Here is a 19,876-nt window from a genome sequence, read left to right as displayed (position 1 = left end):
TTATTGTATTACTGTAATCGCTTTGGTGATTTTTTGGGTAATATTTTGGTCTTCACTAGTCAACTTCACAACGACCGCATATGTTCCGTTAGGCACAAAATTTCCATTCATTTGACCATCCCAAGGACAGAATGGCTGTCCCGGTTCTACATTTTCATGCTCGCAGTAGAAAATTAATTGACCCCATCTGTTATAAATAAATACTTCAACAAAATCGATGTATTCATTCGCATACAGAATGAAATTACGGTTTGGATCATTTAATACCACCCCATTTGGAAAGGAGATTTTCAGTGAACAGTCTTCTATGATTTCAACGGTAGCAGTATACTCACAACCGATATTATCCGAAACTGTTAAGGTATAGATTCCGGGGAGTGTTGGTGTGAAAATAGCGTCTTGAGATATTTCTTCTCCATTAAGAACCCAAGAATAGTTATCGTAATCTCCTGGATCGATGCTTTGTGTGACTCCTTCTGCTGCACAAATCGTAAGGGATGCAGGAACTACCGGAGGAATAATTACAGATTTTGCCACCACACCATTTGCTCTGCCTAAATCACAACCTGCTGCACTTCTCAAAATTACTTCATAGGTTCCTTCTTGGTTAACCTCCACAATTGGTAGGTTGTCAAAAGCAGGGATTCTGGTTCTCGTTGTTCCTTGCACAGAATACCATTCTATTTCAGCGACATTGCTGAGATCTGCGACAACCGTAATAGTTGTACTGGTTTGATCTACGCAGAAAGGCACAACATCTAGATCCACCTGAACACTCTCTGTTACAATTTCTGCATCAAATATCTTTTTATCTACCGGGCAAAGACCTCCGGATAATGGCTGAACTTCAAGAGAATAAGTGCCAGCTCTAATTGGAGCGAAAGTTTGAGATCTGCCTACAATGACGCCAAGCTCATCTTTCCAAAGGAAAATCACATCAGCAGGATCAGCATTAGTTAAAGTCGCTTCATAAGTTGCTCCTACTTGACAATCTACAATCGGGCCTGTTACGTCAAAATCTATTGGCTGGGTAATTATTGCCGTCATTTGAATTTCTTTCGGGCAGTTTATCCCTGCTGGGTCCTCACCCAAAACCGTATAAGTTCCGTTCGAAGTGATAGTGAAATTCCCATCAGAGTCTGGTGAAATAACTGTTCCTGATCCGTCTGTAACCGTGTAAATCAAAGATTCCGGAGATTCTGGAGCAAAAGTATAACTCTCGCAAGCCGTAAAGTTGGTTGGAACTGAAAATACAACCTCCAATTTTTGGGCAACCGGATAAATCGTAGGATCTGGAATAGCACAGTTTGTTGGGTCTTGAATCTCCACTGCATAATCACCATATGGAACATCCACTACTATTTGAGAAGTATTGGTGAATGAACCTGTAAATACCTGTCCATCTCCTTGTCTAGTGATGGTATAGCTTCCTGATTGTGGCGAGGTGGTAAAATCAATTGTTAAGGTTCCGCCAATAACACCATTAGTTCCGCAAATTTCATCAGTTGGAGTAACAGTATATTCAAAGCCCACAGGAGGGTTTGAATTTTCTACAGTAACTGTCCCTGTATAAAAACAGCCGGTGCTATTTTCTGCTTCAATTGTGTAAACTCCAGGTAACAAATTAATGACCTGAATAGTATTCCCAGCAGTAACATTTGTAAAAACTTCTCCAGTTTCTAATACAGTCAATGTACTTGCTGCACCTTGCATGGTAATCTCAAATTCCCCATCTGCTGTGGTGCAATCTGTCGCAGGTGTGGTTTGAGTTGCCGTAAAAATCGGTAATTCATTTACCAATAAATCTACTTTTTTCTCTACTGTACAGCCTTCTAGAATTGGATCTTGGGTTACGAAAATGATTTCATATTGACCAGGTCCAGGTAGGGTATTGATAAACAATTCAAGTTCAAAGAAAACTCCCAATGAAGTCCTATTTGGATCTCCATCCAAAGTGTAAAACCATTCTCCGGAAATTGGTGTGTTTGGAGCAATAATAACTGAAGTCTCTTCATAACAAACTTCGATGGCTGTTTGTGTCAAATCAAATTCGAAAGCTGGTCCAACAAAAACTTCAGCAGTGGAAGGACAGGTTTCATACAGTAAAGCCTCTTCTTCCGATAACCCATCTGGCAATCGATAGCTTACAGAAACTGTGTAAATACTTTCCTCATCAACTGTGATTTCATTGGAGTTTTCATCCCCAAATAATTGTCCGGCAGCATTCGTCCATTGGAAATCATAAATTCCTTCTGCAGGATCATAGCCATCAATCGCAGTCAATGTTACAGGAGCACCAGAACAAAGAGTGACATCATCTTCCAAAGTCAAAACAGGAGGGGCGTCTACCTGAACTTCCAAACTGGCTTCGTAATAGGTGGGATCACCACAGCGATCTACTCGAAGGTCAACAGTGTAAAGTCCAGGTTCTGTAAAAATATGTTCATAGCTCTGGAATTCTTCTCCAGGACCACCAAACTCATTTAAGATAACCACTCCGTTTTCATCGGTAATGGTATAAAAATAACTATCGATATCAGCCTCACCTGCTCCTTCAAACAATGCTCCACCACCAAGTTGTGGGTCAAGACATATTCTAGGAGGACCAGATAAAGCAGGTTCTGGGATAGAACTGCCAGAGTTTTGGACAAAAGATGGGAGGCCAAGATTCGAAGTGCCTGGCATAGGTTCTACTCCATCTAAAGTAAATGTACTGGAAGAATTACAGCCAGAGCCTACATTCACTTGTCCAATTCTATTATCGCCGACCACAGCGGCATAAACCTGTCCATTTGGACCGATTTGTAAAGCCCCTAAATTTAGGCCAGAGGTTCCTCCAACCGTATTTTTGGTGCTGTTAATACAAGCTTCTATTTCTGCTCTAGTACTGGCGTTTTCGAAACAAGATGGACATACAGCCGCATCGGGATCATCGTTTTCTACAGCCTTAATATTAAATTCTTGAATTCCTGGACCGCCATTTCTATAAGAAACCAATACCCTGTCACCATCCTCAGAAAATTCTAAACCATAAACATCCCCATCACATCCCAGATCTATTCTGGCATATTCCTTCATTTCACCAGTATCCTGGTCAAAATCAAAAATTTCTAATTTGTTACATCCTCCTTCGGAAATGGTGACTGCGACTTTATCTCCATCTGAATTGAATTTCATTGCCCCCACACCGGAATTAAACCCATGATTACTTCCAACAGAACTCAAAACTGGTTGCCCGATTCCTAAAGAAGATACTGGGTAGGCTCTAAAGGTATTGTTACCCAATTCATGGAACATCATCCAAGTGGTGTCTCCAGCATTCAATGCCGCCGTATGCTCAGTAGATGGACTAAATAAGAAATTGTTTTTAGTGACCACATTCCCGATTCCAGATGGGTTGTCGGCTTTGATATCTACCACTGAATAACTGGCCACATTGGTACCATCTGCGGAAAGTTGAGTAGTGAAAAGGTAAAATATGGTTTGTTCATCAGGAACAGGAACAGCTAATACAGATTGACTGGCAGTATTATCTCCTCCAATCGAATCTCCATTTGCCATTTCATCTCCATTTAAATCCCAAACCGTTGCTCCGTCAGTATAGAAAAGTACTTGACCTGTCTCATCGGAAATTGTGGTAGTTCCGGCAGGAATGTTTTGTGGATGTCGATTTTCAATTGGTCTGGGTGTAGGTGCATCTGGATCATCTGGATCTGGATTAAAATCCAAACCTGCTCCATCTCCAAAATACCAGATATTGTTACTTTGATCGTCAAGATCCCAGATTTTAACTCTGATTTCCGCATATGCGTAGCAAGTTGAACCTGGCTCTCTCACCAATGCCCAATAAAGACCCGGTTTACAAACCTCATTTTCCTGTCTTGTTCCCCAGCCTTCATCCCGATAGTTAGACCAGAAGTATTCGTAATTAGATCCACCTCCAGTGTCGGGAGCTTCTCCATCCTGACCTGCCGCCTGCGCTTGCAAAAGAGGGCCAATATCGATACAGGTATTACAAATCGTCGTATCAGAAGGGGTGAAATTCGCCTCTAGATTATTTTCTGTCAGCGGTATAGTATGAGTGGAGGTCTGGGTGGTTCCATCTTCATATTCTACGGTCAAAGTCACTGAAACATCTGTTCCTTGCGCAGCGTCTGCTGGAATTAAGAAATGTTGCTGGTTATAATCCGCATCGATTTCGTTTCCATCCGAGTCAGTTAGAGGAGGACTGAATTCCCAGGTATAGCTGGCTGGACTGTAATTTTCTGGAGTGACTGTACTGGTTAACTGAATAGGATTATTCGCACAAGGCATCTCAGGATCCCAAGTAAAATCTACCGATGGGCTGATATCTGCATTTGGGGCAAAAACAGGAAATATTTTTCCGCAGAAGTCAGCTCCCATAAAAGGATCTTCATCAGTAGTAACCAAGGTTAAATCAGGTTCATTTGGATTATCGACTTTTCCGATCAATTGTGGTCCACCGGCAGTTTCCTCATAGATATAATACAAACTGCCATCTGGACCCACTTTGACATCATGAATAGCTTCCTGTGGGTTATTCAAAGGAATTTCCTCTGGACTGGCTGATAAATCATTGCTTGGAACCCTGAATAATTGATTGCCCAAAGAATAATAAATAAAACTGCCATCGGGAGAAAAGTCAGCGCCTCCATAGTTTCCGGATCCAACACTATTTGAAATAGGTGTGCTGTTGCTAAATGAACCATTGCTGGTATTGAAATCCAATACCGTAATTTGATCAGTTCCAGAAGCAGGGATTAATATCAATTTTCCCGATGCCTCATCATAAATAATTCGTTCTGGCGTAAATGGAAGTCCTTGAGTATCTGTGGTAGAGAAATTACCTTCTCCGGCATCGATTCTTTGAGCAACGAGATTTCCACCGTCAAAACTGATTAAATAGGAAGAGGAAGCAGGACTTTTTACCACCAAAAGGGCGCCCGAAGCATTCCCCATGTTGATGTCTTTTGAAACAACTTCACCCAAAGGTCGCTCATTTCCAGTCGCTTGACCAGGGGCATTCATGTCCACTAATGAATATTGGAGTTGGCCGCCTACAGAAATATAAAAAATATAAAAAAGCTTATTACCCTCAGGATCGTATTCTAAAAATCCTGTGGCAACTTGCTGAGAACCATCTACATTTCCATTTAGTCCTGGTGCCGACCCTTCGATTGGTGATTGGCTAAAATCGTAAACCAACTCCCCGTTGGTCTGGAAAAGTGGCTGTCCTGTTATGAGATCAATAGCAATTGCGCTATTGTTTTTGCCAAGTAGCACGGAATTTGGTAGAGATTGAACTGTAGGAGTATTTCCCTTTCCAAAAGAGAGGTAATTGCTATCACCTGTATCGCAACTCCCAAAAATCCATTCGTTTTCATTAAAACCTTGCGATAGGACTTTTGAATCTACCGCAAATAGCGTAAATAGAAGCGAAAGGGTAAAAATGTACTTGAACCTTATGGAATTAGGGTTGCTTTTCATAATTTTCGAACTGCTTTTAAAACAACCAAACTTGTAAAACGTTTTAAAAGCCAACTGAATATTCAAATAAACGAACAAATCCTTGTTACGGTCTCTGTCTCTCTTTGTTTTTTTTTCGATCTGCATCTTAGGACTGCAGACAAAAGCCTTTGGGCAAGACCCACAATATAGCCAATATTATGCTGCACCCCTTTACTTAAACCCTGCGATGGCTGGGGCAGAGTTAACGGGACGAATTGGTTTTAACTATCGCAACCAATGGCCAAGCATTGATGCACAGTTTACTACCTTCTCTGCATACTACGATACTTACCTTCCAAACTATAATTCTGGAATAGGAGTCATGGTGATGCAAGATACCGAAGGAGCTTCAAAATTAAGATCTACCACTATTTCTGCTCTTTATTCTTACGAATTAAAGATAAGTGACAATGCCTATTTCAGACCTGGATTTCAGGCTTCTTATATACGACGTGAAATAGGTTTTTATGAAAACTTGGTTTTTGCCAACCAAATTAATCCAAATGATCCATTTGGGCCAATTTTGCCAGGTACTGATCTTCCCGGACTTGGAGACCCAGTAAATATGCTTTCTCTTTCTTTGGGGGGGATGTTTTTTACAGAAGATTTATGGTTGGGATTTGCAGCTCATCATGTCAACCAACCAAATCAATCCTTTCTAGATGGGGTCAGTAAATTACCAACAAAGTTCTCTGTCCACGCAGGATATAGATTTGACCTGGGTGAAGGTGGCATGAGACAGGATTTTACGCACATGCGTAGACAGCGATATTTAACGCCAACGATCAATTACAAAAGACAAGGGCCATTTGAGCAATTGGATGTAGGGGCTTACTTTTATGTAGAGCCAATTGTGTTTGGAGTTTGGTATAGAGGATTACCTTACAAGCCAGTAGAAAATCAAAGTAACAGGGATGCCATCGTAATGATGGTTGGTTTGAACTTATTAAATGGTTTGAATGTCGGCTATAGTTTTGATTATACCGTTTCTCAGTTGGGAATTCAATCAGGGGGAGCTCATGAATTGAGTCTTTCCTGGACCTTACCAAATAAATACGAAGGCAAGCCTAACCGAAGAGATACCATTCTCCCATGTCCTAAATTTTAATTCGAAAGAATTCGAAATTGGTAGAAACAAAAAAAGCTGAAGCGGTTACCCACTTCAGCTTTTTTTTGTTCTAAAGTCTTTTACAAGGTGTAAAATTCTTCCCAACCTCTTCTCGGAGCCTCGCCGGCAAGCAATTGATTGGCTAAAGGATTGTTGGTGATTCGATGTGTTTCCCGATCAAATACAAGTTTCGTATTCAACTGTTGAGCCAAAACACCCAAACAGAAAACCTGACTTAGTGGCCCTGCAATTTCAAAAGGTGAACGGGTTTTTTCTTCGCCTTTTGAAGCTTTTAGGAAGTTCGCAAAGTGATTGGATGGGCTTTCTGGAACTTCAGGAAGTTTGCTTTCCATCTCTTTGGCTTTGTCTTCACCGATGATAGACAAAGTACTGCCATGAGAGCCACCTTTGAAAGTAAGGTCTTTACCGTAAATTATTTTGCCAGGGTTTAACCTTGCAGGCTGGATTTTTCCATTGCTGGCAGCAGGAATATCAGCATTCAACTCAGAAACACCATAGTTTTCAGGAACTGGAGGAACATTGTCAACTCCATCATACCATGTAAGCGTGAGGGCAGGCATGCCATTTCTTTCTGGGAATTTGAATGCCAAAGTAGATGACATAGGGAAGAAGAAATTATTATGACCTTTTAGCATCACAGGATCGACTTCGTATGGCAACCCTAGTTCAAGGAATTCATGGGCAGTATCCATCGTATGTGCTCCCCAATCTCCTAAAGCTCCCATTCCAAAGTCATACCAACAGCGCCATTGCCCATTGACGAAATCCTTATTGTAGTCATGTTGACTTCTCGCCATCAACCAAGTATCCCAATCCATTGTAGTTGGAAGTGGTTCTGCTTTTGGGAAGCTTTGCATGTTTACATCCCAGCCATGCCATCTTCTAGGACTATTCATATGTGCCGTTACAGCAGTCACATCTTTGATGATTCCAGCTTCTTTCCATGCTTTGAACTGGAAATAATTTCCTTCGGAATGTCCCTGATTTCCCATTTGAGTAACTACGCGATGTCTTTTTGCGCAGTCCATCATCAAGGTGATTTCGTTGAATGTTCTAGCCATAGGCTTTTCAACGTACACATGTTTGCCTTGAGACATCGCAAGCATGGTAATCGGAAAATGTGAAAAATCTGGAGTTCCTACTGTAATTGCTTCAAAACCATTTCCAAATTGGTCAAACATTTCTCTGAAGTCCTGAAATTTCTTTGCATTTGGAAATTTATTCATGATTTCCAGCGTATGGGGAGCACCCATATCGACATCGCAAAGTGCTACGATGTTACATAGTCCAGTATCATAAAGTGCATTGATGATTTGAGCGCCTCTATTTCCAATACCACAACAAGCAAGGTCTACCTTGTCACTTGGAGCTACATGGCCAAGAGGTTTGCCAAAAACTGAGGAAGGGAGAAAACTTATCCCTGCAGCGCTTAGTGCACTTGTTTTTATAAAATTTCTTCGCTTATGGTTCATATTGGATTGGATTTTGGATTTACTGATTCTTTTGGAATGAAAAAGTAATAAAATCTTTCTTTAAAATCAGTTAGAAAGGGTTTTCGGAAGCGAAAACTAACGGAATGGATTTCGAGATTTTGGATTTAAAAGAAAGGCCGAGAAAGCCAAAAAAAGTTTTTCAACATTTAAAATATTTCAATTTTTTATTCTTTAATAAATCCTATTTAAAATTCCTTTTAAAGAAGAAATTTGGATGTTATTTCATTGAATGAGATTAGTTAACTTTTATTTGAAAAGCATGTTTAGGTATATAAAGATTGATTTAAGCATGATTAGTGGCTTGTAGTTGAATGCTTGAAAACCTATAAAATTAAACTTTTTTAAAATTAGTTATCCTGATCTATCCTGTTGTATTTCAGTGAATTGTGTCAGGATTCAGCAGGATGCTAAGTTTTTGTCCTTAAGATACTTTGGGGTAATTACAAAACAATAAACCCCAAAACGTATGCTGAATATTTTTACAAATCCCAGGGGATCGATCTTTCCAGGGGTAATTTTTTCTCTCTTTTTAATGTGTCATCTGGCTTATAGCCAAACTTCTTTAATAAAAGGAGTGATAACCTCTGGAGATCAGGAAGAGCCTGTTCCTGGAGCGTTGGTTGTAGTAAAAGGAACACAGAGAGGAACAGTTTCTGAGAATGATGGTAGCTTCTCTATAGAAGCAAGTGTGAACGAAACTCTAGTCATCAGTTTTATTGGATTTACTACCAAGGAAGTCTTGGTGTCTGATTTATCCCAGGAGATAAAAGTTAATCTGGAAATGGATGAATCTGAATTAGACGAAGTGGTGGTAATTGGTTATGGTACCCAAAAGAAATCTGATCTAACAGGATCAGTAGGATCGGTTGGAGAAGATGATTTGAAGGAACGACCTGCTGCTTCTTTATCAAATGCGCTTTCCGGAAAAATTCAAGGTGTGAATGTGTCAGTAAACTCTGGTCGTCCTGGGGGTAGAGCAAATATTCGAATTAGAGGAAATACCTCTGTAAGTATAGCCAATGATCCCTTATATGTAATAGACGGTGTTATCATGCATGCTGCGGGTTTAGCAAATGGAAGTACTCCCATAGATTATATCAACCCAAATGATATTGCGTCTGTGGAAGTCTTAAAAGATGCATCCGCTACTGCTATATATGGAGCAAGAGGAGCAAATGGAGTAATTCTTGTTACTACAAAGCGAGGTAGTAAGTCGGGTGGAATTATTTCCTATGAAGGAAATTATAGTATAGGAGTACTACCTAAAAAAATCCCATTACTTAATTCAGCTGAATTTCTAGCAACAGAAGATTTAGCTTACCAGAATGCACAAAAATATGATCCTAATGGTTGGGCCAATGGAATCTATAAAGATCCAGAATTAAAACGGACTGACCCTAATTTGTTTGATGCAAATGGCAACCCTCTATATGATACAGATTGGCAGAAAGAATCATTTAAACCGGCATTTACACAAAGCCACCAATTGAATTTCACCTCCGGGAATGTAGATGATAATTTTGGTGTGTATTTAGGATATCGGGATGAAGATGGATTGATGGCAAATTCTTGGATGAAAAGATATTCTTCTCGATTTGTTTTTGACAGTAAACTTAAGAACTGGATTAAGGTTGGAGGTGTCCTGAGCTACAATGATCAAAAAGAAAGTCAAGTAGATCCGTTAGGAAATGGAGGGATCGTAGCAATGAGGCAGGTATTGGAAGCTCTTCCTATTATCCCAGTAAAATATCCAGATGGTAGTTGGGCCGGAAATGCGGACTATCCAGGGATGGAAGGAGGAAATAATCCGTTACAAGTATCTAAAGAAAGAGTGTATTTGGTCAATACCCAGACCATTATAGGGAATGTTTATGCAAATATTTACTTGGCAGAAGGCTTGGAACTTAGATCAAATATTTCTGCAAATATTGTTAACCAAAGAGTTGACTACTATGGTGGCAGAGAGTTAAACTATATTGCTAAAAACCAGGGAGGGGATGCCTCTGTATTTAATGATCGATTAAATTCTTGGCAGTTTGAAAACTATTTGACCTATTTAAAAGAATTTAGAGGTCGTCACAGAATAAATGCAATGGTAGGCCTTTCCTGGCAACATGTAGATCGGTTCAATGCAACAGCCAGATCCCAAAATTTTCAGGATGACTATTTCATGTTCAATAATCTTGGAGCTGGAGCAAATGCAATTCAACCCCAATCCGGAAATGTAGCCTATGGTCTAAATTCCTATTTCAGTAGGATTAATTACACACTAAAAGATAAATACTTGTTTACTTTCACGGGAAGAGTGGATGGTTCTTCGAAATTCGGATCCTCTAATCAATATGCATTTTTCCCTTCTGCAGCTTTTGCCTGGAGAGCATCAGATGAGGAATTTTTAAGAAATAATAATACAATTTCAGATTTGAAGTTAAGAGCCAGCTATGGTCAAACTGGTAACTCTGAAATTACAGCCTATCAGTCTTTAGCTGGTATGGGAAATTATTCTGTTGTTTTTAATAACCAAAGGGAAATAGGTATAGGGATTAGCAGGTTGGCCAATCCGGATTTAAGATGGGAAAAAACCAGCCAGGTAGACTTTGGAGCTGAGATAGGATTTGCTCAAAACAGAGTCATGCTAGAAGTGGACTTATATAGGAAGATTACTGATGATATGCTCTTGAGTGCCCCAGTTCCTTCTAGTAGTGGATATACAGTAGTTAGCAAGAATGTGGGGAGTATGGAAAATAAAGGAATCGAAATCGGACTTAATACAGTCAATATCGAACGGAATAATTTCTCTTGGAATACAACCTTTAACTTCTCTTACAATAAAAATACAGTCAAAGAACTAACAGGTGGAGCTGATATTTTCTTAGGCTCAACTATCGTGCGGGAAGGGGAATCAGTAGGTTCATTTTTCGGCTTTGTACACCAGGGTACATGGAATACTGATGAGGAATCATTGGCGGCAACTTATAATAAAAGACCCGGAGATATAAAGTATCAAGATGTCAATGAAGATGGTGTAATAAATGATGCTGATCGGGTGATTATTGGAAAAGGAATCCCTGATGGATTTGGAACCTTCGCTAACACTTTCAGATTCAAGAATTTTGAGCTGTTGGTAGATATTCAGTTTAGTTATGGGAATGATGTTTTGTTTAGAAGTAAGCATTCAGCTGAAGACAGAACAGGAATTGCCAACAGCTTTAAAACTGTCTTGGATGCTTGGACTCCGGAAAATCAAGATACAAATATTGCGCAGATTAGACCATTAACAGCAGGTTATAATACTAACAATGATTCTGATAGGGTTCAGAATGGATCTTTTGTAAGAGGAAGAAATCTGATGTTGTCTTATAATTTTGCTCCCGAATTATTGGAAAGAATCAAAGTAAGAAATCTTAGAACCTTCTTCTCTGTTCAGAACTTTTTCCTTTCTACAGAATATGGAGGATATGACCCTGAGGTATCAACCTCTGGAGCCGCATTTGATCAAGGAGTTGATTTATATGCCTACCCAAAACCAAGAGTTTTTATGCTTGGTCTAAGTGTCAGTTTGTAATCTAAATCCCTGAAAATCATGAAAATAATAAAATCATACATTAATAAAGTCATTTTCTTAACTATTGTCTTTATATCATCATCCTGTGCGGATTTCCTTGATGAAACCGATAAATCAAATTTTACTCTTAATAACTATTTTACAAAACCCGAGCATGCTGTCAGTGTAGTGAATTCTATTTACGAAAGCATGCAGCCTATCATGAACAGTGGTTTTAATGGTGGGCCTTGGATGATGTTGGAATTTGCTACCGGTTTGGCAGATACTGAATTGGGACAGGCCCAATACAGCTTATTTGTCAAAGATTTGGTGAATAATTCAGATAATGGTTATGGCCAAACTTATTGGACTAGTTATTATAAAGGTATAGCAAATGCAAACCTAGCTATTGCAAATATTCCTGAAATGAACATGGATGAAACCCAAAAACAAAGGTTATTGGGGGAGGCCAAATTTTTAAGAGCCTATTATTATTTCAATCTGATTCAGATTTTTGGAAATATTCCATTGATCACTAATCCTGTGGATCTAACCTCTGAAGACCTATATCCAAGTCCAGCAGATGCCTCTTTAGTTTATGATCAAATTGTAAAGGATTTGACTGAGGCTGAAGATTCTGGGCTACCCATGAGAGATGCGACTGGGCGAGCCTCTATGGGAGCTGTCAAATCTTTACTTTCATCTGTTTATCTGACAATGGCAGGATATCCATTACAGAAAGGAAATGAATATTATAGCTTAGCAGCAGCTAAAGCAAAGGAAGTCATAGATTCCAAACAATTTGGGCTTTTTGACACCTATGACGCGCTTCATGATCCAAGTATGAAAAATCTTGGGGAGAATATCTTTATGGCTCAGTTTGCAGCTTACATACTTCCATCAAGCTGGCAAGTATCTATCATTCCTTATAACAGAGGGATCTCAAATTATAGTGCAGAAACGGGTGGGATTTTTGCACAGGAAGAATTTGTAAAATCTTACGAATCAGGAGATAAAAGAGCCGATGAAAAAGAGTTTTATTATACCAGTTTCTCTTTGAGAGATGATAGAAATCAAATTTTGGAACTAGGTGATTATTATATCTATAAACATTTTGATGAATTGGCCCAAACCAGTACCACCAGCAGTGATATGAACTGGCCGATTATCCGATATGCAGAAGTTTTGTTGATTTATGCAGAAGCATCCAATGAGGCAAATGGGCCTACTAATGAGGCTTATCAAGCGGTAAATTTGATTAGGGAAAGAGCCGAATTGGATCCACTGGCGGGATTGTCACAATCACAGTTAAGGGAGGCTGTCTGGAGAGAAAAATTCTTCGAGCTTTCATTTGAGAACAAAACCTGGTTTGATATGGTGAGAATCAGGAAAGGGTTCAATGTGACAACCCGTCAGTTTGAAGATTATGTTGGGCATCAATTTGTTTATGGGCCTACAATAAAAGAAAGGGAATTGCTATTTCCAATCCCTACTGCGGAGATAAGAAATAACCCAAGTCTAGTTCAGAATCCAGGTTATTAAAATTGGTTTGGTTGCCAATTAGGGGGTGGACTTTTACTTTTTCTAAAGTTCTTGTTCAGTAATATTTGATTCCCTCCTAGAAGGTTTTGTCATAAATGGCAAAGCCTTCTTATATTTTTAATATACCTACACTCGAAGTTGAATGATTTATTTGAAAAATGCACTTCTCGGAAATTGTATGAAAAATCAGAGGTTAAAGGCAGATCAAAATCAGGATTTTATTAACTTCCTTATGAACTTAACTCACCCAATTATGAGAGATCTTTCAGATTATTCTCATCCAATAACAGATTTATTTAAGCAACCTCAGACCAAAAAGGAATGGGAGAAATATAGACTTTCGCAGGAACAAGTCGATTTTTTTAATGAAAATGGATATCTGGCCGGAATCAAATTATTGGATGAAGAACAGATAGAAATGTTGAAAATTGCCCTAAATGAAGTGGCAGATCCCAAACACCCTTTGCATTATCTGTTTCATGAATTCCATAGCAATGAGTCATCCGATCCTTCCAAGGTTCTTTTTCACTCTCTCGGTCATTGGAGAATTCATCCAGCTTTTCATGATGTAATATGGAACCCTGCCTTTTTAATGGCTTCAAGCCAATTACTAGGAGGAAAGTCAGTTCGGTTTTGGCATGACCAGCTTTTTTGTAAACCTGCCAGACACGGTGGGAATGTTGCTTGGCATCAGGATTATTCTTACTGGACCAGGACAGTCAAAATGCAACACCTGACTTGTTGGTGTGGCTTGGATGATGCAAATGAGGAAAATGGCTGTCTCAATTATGTTCCAGGTTCTCATAAATGGGGACTTCTGGATAAACCAGCTCTAGCTGGTGAGATGGATGGGTTGAAAACCATGCTTAGCGAAGAGCAACTCGCCGCTTTTCAACCTGTCTCTGTTCCACTCAAAGCAGGATATGCGACATTTCACCATCCTTTGATGGTACATGGAAGTTTCGCTAACTCCTCCTTAAATGCTAGAAGGGCTTTTGTCTTGAATGTGTTTGCAGATGGCACGGTTTCGGATACCGATGAACCATTACTAGAAGGAGTCCCAGTTATTCCAAAGGGTGAAAAAATGGGAGGGAAGTTTTTCCCATTGATTTTTCGAGCCGATTGAAATAATTAAAATTGAATAATTGCCAACTAAGCCGGAAGCTCTATATTAGGGCTCTTGTACTAATCAATAATTAATAAAACCCATGAAAACCTGTCTATCGGTCATTTTATTACTTTTCAGTTTTACAACTGCATTTTCCCAAAATGGCAAAACCTTCCTGCAGTTTGAAGGTAAATCAGGACCTGGAAAAGGAAAAAATGTTGTTCTCATTTCTGGAGATGATGAATACAGGTCTGAAGAGTCCATGCCGATGATGGCTAAAATCCTTTCGGAAACTTATGGTTTTAATACGACAGTTTTATTTCCTATCAACCCGGAAACTGGCGATGTAGTGCCGAGTTATCAAACAAATATTCCGGGCTTGGAACATCTGGCCAAAGCAGATTTAGTGATCATGCTAATTCGCTTCAGAGATCTTCCTTTAGATCAAATGAAACATCTTGAGAATTATTTCAAAGCTGGAAAGCCATTTATTGCTTTGAGAACTTCCACTCACCCTTTTGCCATAAAAGATCAGAATTCCCCTTATTTCAAATGGACTTGGAATAGTAAAGTTCCGGGATGGGAAGGAGGTTTCGGGCAGCAAATCATTGGTGAAACTTGGGTTGCACATCACGGAATTCATAAATCAGAAGGAACTAGAGCATTGATCGATGGAGTAGATCGGGATGCTGACCATCCTATTTTGAGAGGAGTTGATGATATTTGGGCGCCAACAGATGTCTATTCTATTAAAAATCTACCAGCGAACGCAAATGTTTTATTATATGGGCAATCTACTGCAGGAATGACTGCAGAAGCTCCTTTGATGTGGGATAAATCAATTATGCCAATCGCCTGGACTAAGGAATATTCTTTGGATGGCGGAAAGACCGGGATGGTTTTTGGCAGTACATTAGGATCTTCATTGGATTTCAAATCTGAAGATATGCGAAGATTGATCCTAAATGCATCTTTCTGGCTTTTGGAAATGCCGGAAGTTATTACTCCAGAGTTATCTGTAAATATCATCGGTAAGTACGAGCCAACCATGTTTGGATTTGATAGCTTCCGAAAAGGGATGAAGGTTAGCGATTTTAAATAAAATCTAGTCTACGGACCACGGAAACTGTCGACCGAGATGTGGCAGTGGACCATGGTCTGTGGTCAGTTGACGTAAATAAACTCATGAATAAAATTGGATTTAATGTGCTGGCTTGGTCAGCAGAAATGTCTGAGAATTTATTGCCTGTATTGGATCGATTAAAGAAAATCGGATACGATGGAGCAGAATTTTTTATAGGGGGTTCACCTGAAGAATCCTTTAAAATGATCGGTAATCATTGTGCAGACATAGGTTTGGAAGTAACTGCAGTTACTGTGATGGGTCCGGAACAAAATCCGATTTCCCCAGATACCAAAATCAGAGCTGCCGCAAGCGAGCAACTCAAATGGGTGATTGACCGGGCGAATGATCTAAACGCTCAGGTCCTTTGCGGTCCATTTCATTCTGCTTTTACAGTTTTTGCATCGCGTGAACCAATAGAAGACGAGTACAATTGGTCTGCAGAAGTATTAAATGGAGTTGCCGATTATGCAAAAGATGCTGGAGTATTGTTGACTCCAGAAGCACTAAATCGATTTGAGTGCTATCTCTGCAATACCATGCAGCAACTTTCTTACTTGCTCAAAAAGGTAAATCATTCGAATGTGCAAGCTATGTTTGATACCCACCATGCGAATATTGAAGAAAAAAAGCTTGGTGATGCCATTAAGTTCATAGCTCCTCAATTAGGACATTTCCATATTTCCGAGAATGATCGTGGAACCCCAGGTTCGGGCCATGTGAACTTTGATGAAACGTTTAAAGCCTTGGCCGATGTGAACTACAAAGGTTGGTTGACCATCGAAGGATTTACCAGAAATGATCCTGCATTTGCCAATTCCATCGGGGTGTGGAGGAATTTCTCTGAGCCTTGGGATATGGCCGAAAAAGGGTTTGAGCTAATCAAGGGAATGGGAGAGAAGTATGGATTGTAAATGAGATAACTATTCATTAATTCTATTTTGGATTTCAGGTCCTAATAAATCAAAAAATGGTCTGTTTAAAGCAGACCATTTTTTATTTGAATTCCCTTGAAATCTCTTAAAATAAATCAAATAGCATGGTCATTCTGATCTGATTTTCGATTCAAAATTCTTGTCAAGAAGAACATAACAAAAAGGAAAATTCCCAAGAATGGCAATAAAAATGAATACCCAGTAATCGTTGAGATTTCCCCAAAAACAAATGGCATAAGGGTGATTCCAACATAAGCACTAGCCATTTGGAGACCCATAATTTTTTGGGAATGTTGTTTGCCAAAATTTCTGGGTGTTTCATGCAATAGACTTGGAAAAATGGGAGCACAACCCAATCCGATTAATAGAAATCCTGGCAAAAGGACTGATTCTGGTGGAAGAAGAAATAAAATTATTCCAACTGCAATTACACCCTGTCCTATATAAATCAACTGTCGGTTCGAAAAATAATGTGTTAAAAAGCCGGAAAGGAATCTTCCTGATGTAATTCCTATATAATAAAGCGAGACCAATCTCGCAGCCTTGTCTGCAGCAAAGCCCTTTTCAAATACCAAAAAACTAGCTCCCCATAGGCCAAAACTAGCCTCAATGGTACAGTAACAAAAGAAAACCAACAAGGCTTGTTTTAACCCAGGTATGCTTTTTATTAAACTAAATAAACTTTTAGTATCCTTGTTTTTAGCTGCGTCATCTGACTCTTTTTGTTGGATCCACAAGGGAAGGGAAAGTAGTAAAACAACCACTAAACCCAACTGAATCCAAGCAATCGTATGGTATCCCTGTGTCCATACTCCTCCATTTGCAAAATAACCGGCCATGATCATCGGTCCTATCGCAGCACCAATTCCCCAAAAGCTATGGAGCCAATTCATGTGTTTTGCTTGATAATGGAGAGCCACATAATTGTTTAGTGCGGCATCAACACTTCCCGCTCCCAATCCCAAAGGAATGGCCAATAAGCAGAGGAATATAAATTGATGGGAATAGGCAAATCCCATCAAAGCAATGGCTGTTAGAAATACACTAAAAGTGGTCACTTTTGCCTCCCCGAATTTTTGAATCAAACTTCCGCTGAACAGGCTGGAAATTACTGTTCCAGCGGCAACTATCATGGATATGATTCCTGCATAGGAAACAGGTACTTTTAAATCCCCAAACATTGCAGGCCAAGCAGAACCTAAAAGGGCATCAGGTAGTCCAAGGCTAATAAATGCGAAATAAATTATGAGTAAAAGGATCCGATTTTTCAAAGAGAAGAAAGGAAGAAGTTGAATAAACTAATTTAATGCTGTTTTTTCATCATGAGCGATTAGCTGGTTTTCTTTGCTAAAACCCTGATATCTGCCACTTCGAGGACCTGTTTTGGATAACCATAAGCTACAGAATGGATCATAGCTTTTCCGATGTCTTTGATGTTCAAAACCATTTTTGGGACAAGGAAATTGGCTACTTTGGCAATTATGGTATACAATGTTTTCGCTCGAGTCTGGCCTGTCATAGGTGTCATTGCACCTGGCCGGAAATTAAATTGTCCTTTGAAACCTAACTTCATCAAGTCGTTTTCGGTCTTGCCTTTGACTCTCGCCCACATCGACCTCCCTTTCTCTGAACTATCCGTTGCTTGGCCCGAAACAAAGTTAAAGACCAAGTTAGAATTTAATGCAATCAAAGTTTTTGCAAAAGCTAGGGTAGTATCGTAGGTGATTACGGTGTATTCGGGTTCTTTAAGCCCAACAGAACTGATGCCGGCACAGAAAAAGCATGCATCATATCCAGTCAACTCAGAGGCAAAATCTCCTATTTTTAAAAAATCAGGAACAATTAATTCAGAAAGCTTAGGATGAGACATCGAACAAGTTTTTCTTCCTACAACCAGTATTTTTGATACTAAATCATTTTGCAGACACTCTAGCAATACGCCCTCACCTACCATGCCTGTTGCTCCTGTGATGATTACTTTCATATTTTTTAATGAATTTTAAAGAGAAAAATTACTCTTTTGGGATGTGAATTGGGTTAATGGTGCAGGATTTTTGAATCCTCTAATTCATCGGTGTTTTCATAACGCCATTGCCTCATGGCTTTTGTCTTGCCTTTTTGTGCAGTGCCTAAGACTTGATTAGTGTAAACTGGCATTCCCCATTTGATTTCATGGGAAAGCTCTGTTTTTGAAATTATTTGGTGAATTTGATTTTCTGCTTCAGACCAATCTTTTTTTGTTGACATATCGATTTAAATCATTATGAATGTCCGCTTTCTTACCAGTAGCCAAAGGAAAAATGGTTTGAAGTATATTTCAACTTCCTGTGGACAGTGGACTGCCGTTGGTGGACGATTATCCGCGACTTTCTAAACACATTTATTAACTTCTGGCTCCATTGCGGATAATCATATAAATCATTTTAATAAAGTGAAAAAGCAAAATATTTTAAGACAAATCAAATAGGAATATTTAATAAAATTTTGAATGCTCATGAATTTACTTTCTACTCAAAAAAACCTTCTCGATTTATCAAGAAGGTTTTCCTCACTTTTTTGTATCAACAACATCCTGATTCTGGACTGCAAGAAGTGCCAGATTGAATTTCTGCGAGTTTAAGCTTTGGTTTGGAAGATTTTTTTCCTGCCTTTTCTGCGTAAACGGTGATACTGAAAATCCCTGTTTCTCCTTTATTGAATTCCTTTATATCCTCTGGAGAAAGGTATTTGCTCAAAATATCCTCAGGAATCACGATTGGCTTTTCTTTTTGGATCGTGATATTTTGAAAACCCTGCTCCTCGATTTGTCCGAGATATTCTGATTTTTGAATGGCTCCAGCCACGCAACCAGCATACATTTCTGCATCTTCCTTTAATGCTTCAGGAAGATCTCCCACTAATACGATATCTGAAATACTGAAATGTCCTCCCGGCTTCAATACTCGATGGATTTCTGAGATGACTTTTTGCTTGTTTGGAACCAGATTCAAAACGCAATTACTCACGATTACATCAGCCACATGATCATTGACAGGCATGTTGTCAATATCTCCTTCACGGAATTCTACATTGTTATATCCCAATTTCTCTGCATTGGCTCTAGCCTTGTCGATCATTATAGGAGTGAAGTCGATACCAATTACCTTTCCTTCAATACCCGTTTCATGCCTTGCCACAAAACAGTCATTTCCAGCACCAGATCCTAAATCAATGACCGTGTCCCCTTTTTGGATTTTCGCAAATTGCGTAGGTAGACCACAACCTAAACCCAAATCGGCATCCTCTAGGTAACCTTCCGTATCGGAATAATCATCCATCATGATGTTATAAACTTTGTTGGAAGGAGTAGTGGCTCCACAGCAGGAAGCAGCATTTTCAGCCTTTCCTTGTTCGGCGATTTTTGCATATCGCTCTCGGACGATTTCTTTTAATTCTTGTTCGTTTTTCATGTTTGTAGCTGGTTTAAAGTATTT

Annotated in this window: 12 protein-coding genes; 6 read left to right on the top strand and 6 right to left on the bottom strand. The window is 39.3% G+C overall.

Annotated features, from left to right (window positions below):
* Positions 1–5,508 carry a T9SS type B sorting domain-containing protein gene (locus FHS59_RS20585; protein ID WP_184497740.1) on the bottom strand — a complete coding sequence of 1,836 codons (5,508 nt, stop codon included), beginning with the start codon at positions 5,506–5,508 and terminating at the stop codon, positions 1–3.
* Between the two features lie 82 nt (positions 5,509–5,590).
* Between FHS59_RS20585 and FHS59_RS20580 the strand changes: the two genes are divergently transcribed.
* Positions 5,591–6,637, top strand: coding sequence for a PorP/SprF family type IX secretion system membrane protein (locus FHS59_RS20580; RefSeq protein WP_184497737.1), 1,047 nt, complete (start codon positions 5,591–5,593; stop codon positions 6,635–6,637).
* An 80-nt stretch (positions 6,638–6,717) separates the two neighbouring features.
* Here FHS59_RS20580 and FHS59_RS20575 read toward each other — a convergent pair whose 3' ends face one another.
* On the bottom strand, positions 6,718–8,130 hold the full coding sequence (locus FHS59_RS20575; protein ID WP_184497735.1) for a Gfo/Idh/MocA family oxidoreductase: 1,413 nt from the start codon (positions 8,128–8,130) through the stop codon (positions 6,718–6,720).
* A gap of 487 nt (positions 8,131–8,617) precedes the next feature.
* Here FHS59_RS20575 and FHS59_RS20570 point away from each other — a divergent pair, with 487 nt between their 5' ends.
* The 5 genes from FHS59_RS20570 to FHS59_RS20550 all read left to right on the top strand — a co-directional run bounded on the left by FHS59_RS20570 (position 8,618) and on the right by FHS59_RS20550 (position 16,382).
* Entirely contained in the window at positions 8,618–11,716 is a 3,099-nt protein-coding gene (locus FHS59_RS20570; RefSeq protein ID WP_184497733.1) for a SusC/RagA family TonB-linked outer membrane protein, read from the top strand.
* An 18-nt stretch (positions 11,717–11,734) separates the two neighbouring features.
* Positions 11,735–13,237 carry a RagB/SusD family nutrient uptake outer membrane protein gene (locus FHS59_RS20565; RefSeq protein WP_184497731.1) on the top strand — a complete coding sequence of 501 codons (1,503 nt, stop codon included), beginning with the start codon at positions 11,735–11,737 and terminating at the stop codon, positions 13,235–13,237.
* 253 nt (positions 13,238–13,490) lie between these two features.
* The gene (locus FHS59_RS20560; protein ID WP_184497729.1) at positions 13,491–14,363 is read left to right on the top strand and encodes a phytanoyl-CoA dioxygenase family protein; all 873 of its coding nucleotides are present in this window, start codon (positions 13,491–13,493) and stop codon (positions 14,361–14,363) included.
* An 82-nt stretch (positions 14,364–14,445) separates the two neighbouring features.
* Complete coding sequence (locus FHS59_RS20555) at positions 14,446–15,447, top strand: ThuA domain-containing protein (protein WP_184497726.1); 1,002 nt, start codon at positions 14,446–14,448, stop codon at positions 15,445–15,447.
* An 83-nt stretch (positions 15,448–15,530) separates the two neighbouring features.
* Positions 15,531–16,382, top strand: coding sequence for a sugar phosphate isomerase/epimerase family protein (locus FHS59_RS20550; RefSeq protein ID WP_184497724.1), 852 nt, complete (start codon positions 15,531–15,533; stop codon positions 16,380–16,382).
* 116 nt (positions 16,383–16,498) lie between these two features.
* Here the strand turns inward: FHS59_RS20550 and FHS59_RS20545 are convergent, their stop codons facing one another.
* The 4 genes from FHS59_RS20545 to FHS59_RS20530 form a co-directional block, all read right to left on the bottom strand.
* Complete coding sequence (locus tag FHS59_RS20545; RefSeq protein WP_184497722.1) at positions 16,499–17,674, bottom strand: MFS transporter; 1,176 nt, start codon at positions 17,672–17,674, stop codon at positions 16,499–16,501.
* Positions 17,675–17,733: 59 nt separating this feature from the next.
* On the bottom strand, positions 17,734–18,387 hold the full coding sequence (locus tag FHS59_RS20540; protein WP_184497720.1) for an NAD-dependent epimerase/dehydratase family protein: 654 nt from the start codon (positions 18,385–18,387) through the stop codon (positions 17,734–17,736).
* Between the two features lie 53 nt (positions 18,388–18,440).
* Complete coding sequence (locus FHS59_RS20535; RefSeq protein ID WP_184497718.1) at positions 18,441–18,650, bottom strand: hypothetical protein; 210 nt, start codon at positions 18,648–18,650, stop codon at positions 18,441–18,443.
* Positions 18,651–18,964: 314 nt separating this feature from the next.
* Positions 18,965–19,852, bottom strand: a complete 888-nt coding sequence (locus tag FHS59_RS20530) for an arsenite methyltransferase (protein WP_184497716.1) — start codon at positions 19,850–19,852, stop codon at positions 18,965–18,967.
* Between the last annotated feature and the right edge of the window lie 24 nt (positions 19,853–19,876).

The sequence above is a fragment of the Algoriphagus iocasae genome (assembly GCF_014206875.1).
Classification (GTDB): Bacteria; Bacteroidota; Bacteroidia; order Cytophagales; family Cyclobacteriaceae; genus Algoriphagus; species Algoriphagus iocasae.
The sequence above is the reverse complement of the archived record's forward strand: the minus strand, read 5'-3'. Positions and strand labels throughout refer to the sequence as shown.